We start from the raw sequence: 3,907 nt of genomic DNA on the forward strand, positions 1-3,907 counted from the left end.
TCCATGAGGCAGCCGCGCTGATGCTTGTCCGCCTGCCACGTCCGGATCACTGCCTGCGCATAGGCGTTGACCTGCCTGCCGTCAGGCAGGTGCGCTCCGGCGGGAGCAGCACCCTGCAATGTCCGCCCCGAGGGGCAAAGTCCCGTCCGGGACGACCGACAATAGCCCAGCGATTCATCGCTGGGACAACGGTCAACAAAACCGCCCAAGCCCCGGAGGGGCGAAAGAAATGGTGCGACATGTGAACGTGATCTTTCGTCCCTCACGGGACTCGTTTCCCGCTCGCCACCGAATCCCAGCGTTGAAACGCTGCGCTATTTTCTGTCGCCCTGCAGGGCTGAAGGTGCGCGCGCCACCAATCGCAGCGTCTCGCGAAGTTCGTTGAACCGCATCAGCACCCGGCCTTCGTCCTTGAGTCCCAAAAGTAAAGGGGTCAGTCCCGGCTATGGGATAATTCTTGATGATTGTCGCCAATGGCCGGGACTGACCCCTGTTTGATGATGGCAATCGGCTGACGCACGTCCGGCTCGGAGGCAAAGACGGTCGCCACAAAACCCGGAGGCAGTTTCCACTGTGCGGCGGCTTCGGCCGGCTGAAGCGGAAGCGTGGCGGATTTTTCCGAATTGTAAGGCTCGGGGAAGTCCGCGAACACCGGCGCGAGCCCGAGCGGCCCGAGAAAGCACGCGGTCAAGGCGAAGATGAGCTCTGGCTTCATGGGGAAACGCCAATGGGCGGCGGGTTCTGCTTTCATATTGGGCATGCGTAAATTGTTTCGTGCCGCGCAAAGTTTGTCTTGCACGCGAGCGGCGGAATCTTGTTCAGGAACGGCGATCAGGTTCGAGCCTGGCGATAGTGCTCCCGGCAGGCGCGCGGGGAAGCAGTCGTGACGGCGCGCCCGCCGGTTCATGGATGGACGACGTTCTGCAACCGCCCCCGCTGATGACAGTTCCGATGCGCGCGTTGTCATCGGGCTTGTTTCAGCACGAACCGCCGTCGGGTTACAGGCAGTAGGTTCAACCTCACGGGAGCAGGGGTCAGTGCGGCTGCCCAATGACAGCGCCGCCGGGCGTCAGCAGTTCGAGCGGTTAATGGAGGACCGGCGCGCGGGGGCCAAGGTAGCGTCAATGTGTGGGACTCGTTTAAGCCCGTGACGCTGAACTGGCTGACCAGCAGGAAATCATTGTTCGCCGGCTGCTCCCAACCCCAAAGCCGCGCATCGAAAGAGCCTGACGACAATCTTAGCGAATAGCCTTCAAAAGCTCGCGGAGGCTCAAGACGCGCGGATAGGGCGAAGTGCGTCCAAGTGGGACTGCCGGCCTGTGCTTCATGCGCGCCTCGAACTCTTCAAGCACGTCCATGAGGATCGCTCCATTCCACTCGTGACAGGCATACTCGGGATCTTCACTGACCTCGAAAACGGCATAGATTTCACCGCTCGCGCGTCCGGGGTAGCCACTGCCGCGCAATTCCTCCGCTGTGAAAACCCGGTAGCCGGGTGCGCGCAGACGAAAGAGCCCAGGTGCTACATTTCCGCCGTGCGTGCGCAGCAGGACGTGGCGCGCCGAGGCCATCTCGGGCGGGATATGCAACGCGCCGGGCTGATCCCCAAGCCGCACATTGGTGATGCCCTCACGCAGCGTCCATGCGAGTTGGTCAGGCGAGTTATACCACGCGACGACGACATGATGCTCGGCGGGCGGCAGCGCGCGGTAGTCACCGCCGAGCGCGTCTCGCTCGCTGAGGATGAGCGTGCCGTAGGGCACCGGGTCTTCCCGCAGCGTGTAGGACTCGGCGACGTGGAAACTCGCGCGCTCGCGCGCAGTAGTGCGATTAGCCAGATGCTGGATTACGTCGTCGAGGAATCGGCGCAGGTCGTCCATTCCCTCGGCGGTGCCATCAAGGCGCGGGCGGATGGCGAATGCGCCGAGGCCGGGCAGAACCTCGTGAAAGCCGGTGAACTCCTCGAACCGTCGCCCATCGCCGGCATTGCCGGGATACAACACGTAGGCGCCACCGGTGCGGCGAATCGCATCGCGGTAGGCGTGCATCTTGAGCAAGTCGGCATACTTCGCCGACGTCGGCTTCTCTCGCGATGATTCGGCACGGTCTTGAATCACCTCATCGCTGGCGTCCTCGCCGAAAACGTCCTTGGCGAAGTCCACCCGGTATTTCGCATCGAAGTGGATATGCACCATCGCCTCGGTTTCCTCAGCCTGTCCCTTCGTGAACTCAGTCGGCCAGATGCTGATCGTGTAGTCGGGCTGCACGCCGCGTGTCCAACTGCCGCGCTGCCGGTGGTCAGTGCGACGACCGAACTTGCGATTGAAGTGAAACTCTGCCGAGAGATTTCGCCCAGCGGTCGGCGACCACACGCCGCCGATTGGAGTGCGCAGCTCCAGCCCACGCTGAAGTTTGAGACGCGGCAGACCCGCATCATTCTCCACCAGCACCGAGTGAAGCGGAGCGGCGCAATTGAACTTCGCGCGGAACAACGCTTCGAGCTGAAAGAACAGCCAATACTCGTAGAGCGTCGCGGCGTTCCGCGCTCCGCCCTGCCACACATCCTGCCCACCCTCCCACGCAAGCTGCGCCCCCACGTGGAACTGCAACCACAGGTGCAGCAACTCACGATAACCTGCTTTGCGTTGAAGCACGGGACTGCCGAGCGGCAGCATTTCGGGACGCGACACATCCGGCAGAAAGCCGCGCCCGAGCAGGCTGTCGAGCGTGCCGCGCAGCCGCGTTACTTCACGGATCAGACGCACGTTCTCCGGCTTAGCTGCCTCGGTGCGATTGTGTCCCAGCAGCGCGCCGATCTCGGCGAGAAAATCGCGGAACTCAACGAGCACCATCTTCACAAAACGGTTCTCCGGCGTGTCGAGGAAGTCGGTGCGTGTAGTGACGGTCACACGCGCGGGCAACGTCGTCAGCATCGGGTGAAGGCGTCGCAGCGGATGGGTCTCCGACAGCGCGACACGATCTCCGGCGCGGGCGATCTGCCGCGCGAACTCTTTGCCGGCCTTGAACGGACGGCTGATCGAACGTTCCTCGCGCTCGTCTTCCAAGTGGCGATGCGGATTGCGCAGCACTTCATCCACTGCGCCACGAAACGTCGGCGCCTCCAGCGCGTGCCGTAGAAACTCGAGTTGCTGCTCCAACGCCGCCCGATTCGTGCGCCACTCCGACGAGAGCCGGAGGCGAGTGGGCGCGCGGCTGTCGAGCAGCAGGCCGGCGCACTGCTCGGCGATGTGATTGAGCATCCCGCGGTAGTGCTCGCGGTAGTTCATCTTCATCGAGCGGACTTCCACCGAGGCGCGAGCAAGCGGCGTCGGATCGCCGACGCGCGCAACCGTCAGCGGTAGCACGCCGCATTGGTCTCCCGGCTCGATGAAACCGCCGTCGACGCCGTGCGAAGCGGCGGGGTTGCGCGTGATGCCGCGTTCCTCGATCAAGACCAGGTCCGCAGGCGCACCCGGCTCGGGTTCGAGCCGATACACGTAGCGGCCACGCTCGCGTAGTTGAATCGGCTCTTCGCTGCGCGCCTGTGCCTCAACATCGGGCCAGCGAATGAGCGGATGTTCTTCGCCGGCTAACGTCTCCGAGCGACGCGGCGGCCAGAGATACAAGCGCGCGAGGATGCGCCCCTGCGGCGTGCGGCAGTCCACTTGCGCGGGATTCTGCGGCTCCGCAGGCATGTCACGCCTCCGAGAACGTCACGAATTGATCGCGCACGAGCTTGCGCCACTGCAGATCAGCAGGGTCAGGGTCACATCTTGAATATTGACATTTGCAGTGGCCTGTTCAGATTGGGCGCGTGGCTCGACCGTTGCGCATCGCCTTGGCTGGGGGTCGTTACCATGTGACGGCACGGGGTAACGAACGGCGGGCCATTTTCCGGGACGATGTG

The 3,907-nt window shown here is 63.4% G+C and carries 3 protein-coding genes; 1 reads left to right on the forward strand and 2 read right to left on the reverse strand.

Annotated features, from left to right (window positions below; genetic code table 11):
- Positions 1 to 433: 433 nt before the first annotated feature.
- Both FJ386_15225 and FJ386_15230 read right to left on the reverse strand, forming a co-directional pair.
- On the reverse strand, positions 434 to 967 hold the full coding sequence (locus FJ386_15225; GenBank protein ID MBM3878038.1) for a hypothetical protein: 534 nt from the start codon (positions 965 to 967) through the stop codon (positions 434 to 436).
- A 271-nt stretch (positions 968 to 1,238) separates the two neighbouring features.
- The gene (locus FJ386_15230; protein ID MBM3878039.1) at positions 1,239 to 3,695 is read right to left on the reverse strand and encodes a DUF2357 domain-containing protein; all 2,457 of its coding nucleotides are present in this window, start codon (positions 3,693 to 3,695) and stop codon (positions 1,239 to 1,241) included.
- 119 nt (positions 3,696 to 3,814) lie between these two features.
- Between FJ386_15230 and FJ386_15235 the strand changes: the two genes are divergently transcribed.
- Positions 3,815 to 3,907, forward strand: a 93-nt coding sequence (locus tag FJ386_15235; protein ID MBM3878040.1) for an addiction module toxin RelE, incomplete at its 3' end; no start/stop codon positions are given.

This window comes from Verrucomicrobiota bacterium, from assembly GCA_016871675.1.
Taxonomy (GTDB): Bacteria; Verrucomicrobiota; Verrucomicrobiia; order Limisphaerales; family VHCN01; genus VHCN01.

Coding starts and splice junctions, on each gene's coding strand:
- FJ386_15230 (MBM3878039.1), bottom strand. CDS start 3,695: ATGCCTGCGGAGCCGCAGAATCCCGCGCAAGTGGACTGCCGCACGCCG.
- FJ386_15225 (MBM3878038.1), bottom strand. CDS start 967: ATGACAACGCGCGCATCGGAACTGTCATCAGCGGGGGCGGTTGCAGAA.